The sequence below is a fragment of the Clostridium sp. DL1XJH146 genome (genome assembly GCF_054819755.1).
Map to the genome: position 1 here is coordinate 1 of NZ_JBTVVN010000091.1, position 1768 is coordinate 1768.

A 1768-nucleotide genomic window follows, 5' to 3' on the forward strand; every position below is an offset into this window, starting at 1 on the left:
GATAGTGTAAAGTAATCTATGAAAAAAGTACGCAGAAAAATATTTCTCATTATAGCATAGGAAATAAGAAAAAATGTTTAATTTTATCTATCAAAACTTAAAAATGCGCACCAAAATAAAGCCTTTCTTTTGGAAATAAATGTTTATTGATGCTTATGAAATTTTATTCATTTTAAGAAACTTGATTATTTTGCTTTTTTAAGATAGTTTCTTGACCAAGCAAAATCAATAATTGCCATTTGGCAGGCATATTATCGGCTTGCGCTAAGGCATCAAGTTCATTTAAAGGTCGCCAATAATTATAAGGGTGTGGGCGTAGAAAGTTATAATAGGCTACCCAAAGCGAAACACCATAAAGGGCACCAGCTTCGCTACCATATCCACAAGTGACGCGATATGAGCTTTTAAAAGTACGATTTAAGCGTTCCACGACTTGTTTAACCCAACGATATTCCGTAGATACTTCATCATCGTTGCTAAGTCCAATAACTTGAGTTATATCAAAAATTTTACCTTCTGCTAATTCAAATTGTTGCTTGGCTAAAGGATATGCACTATAACCATCTGCAACGAATTTAAGAAGTTTGTTAGGGAAGACTTTAAATTTATCAAAAGCCATACGCATAGCAAGAATACAAGGTCCAACAGCTCTTGTATCAGAAACTTGATAACCAAGAATAGATTTCTTACAAGCATCCATAACAATCCAGACGTAGTGTTTGACTCCTTTCATCTTAATATACGTTTCATCAGCTGAAAGTATCTTAGAAGGTTTGTAGTCAAATGAATCTACAAACGGTTTAATTACAGCGGCAGCTGTCATCGCATAATTAGCAACCATTGTGTGTGATATATCTATACCATGCACTTCTCTCAATGCGTGAGCAGTTTGTCTAGTAGAAAGCTTAAGATTAACATGGTAAGTCAAGCATAGACCTAAAATGTGTGGGTTAAACTTTTTGAATCTAAAGTTTATAGCACGCTTAGGAAGCGAGTATAAATCCATTTTGAAGAAGTCAATAGTGAATTCTCTGTAAATGTAATGAAGCTTGTACTTATGTTTTTCACAAGGATTTAAATCCTTAGGAAGTTTTTTGAGATTATTCAAATAGTATGAGCACTTAGGATTTACGCATTTGTTAACACGGAAGTGTTTACGATCTTTCTTCTTTTCAAGTGTTCGACCACAATAAGGGCACTTAAAAATCGTAGGGTTTGTGGCAAAATTGCTTTCGTTGAAGTTGCAATCACAAACTTTACATTTATACTGACCTCTATTTCCATTGTTATCGTAGATATAATCATGAGGCGCACCACACTTAGGACACACAATTTCTTTAGAAATAGTTTTACCGTTGCGTCTATTGACTGGATGAAGGGTTTTGTTGTATTTATGCTTGTAATAAGCTAATAGGAATTCATAATCTACTTTCTCATGACGGATAATTTTTGGTAGCTTGTCTACTTTGAATTTTTGGTATTCTGGGCTATGTGAATCTTCAAAAGCCCATTGTTTAAGTGGAATATATTTAGCAATAAACAGAAGTAATTGAGAAATAATTTTCAAAAGATATTGATTATATAAAAATAAATAAGTTATAATTGAAGACATGACAATGATCATCCTTTCTTGGTTTATTTTTGTGGTGTGGGAACTTCAATTATAACAAGAAAAAGGGGGTCATTGTTTTTTTATTCTAAAAAACTTTGAAAACCTTGATATATAAAGATTTAATAAAGAAAGTAGTGTAAAAAACTTTACACTAAC

At 32.4% G+C, this 1768-nt stretch carries 1 protein-coding gene; it reads right to left on the reverse strand.

Features of this window, described 5'->3' with window-relative positions; translation table 11 throughout:
• Nucleotides 1–172: 172 nt before the first annotated feature.
• A complete protein-coding gene (locus ACVHXK_RS18595; RefSeq protein WP_461207905.1) occupies nucleotides 173–1612 on the reverse strand; it encodes an IS6 family transposase in 1440 nt (479 codons plus the stop codon).
• Nucleotides 1613–1768: the final 156 nt, after the last annotated feature.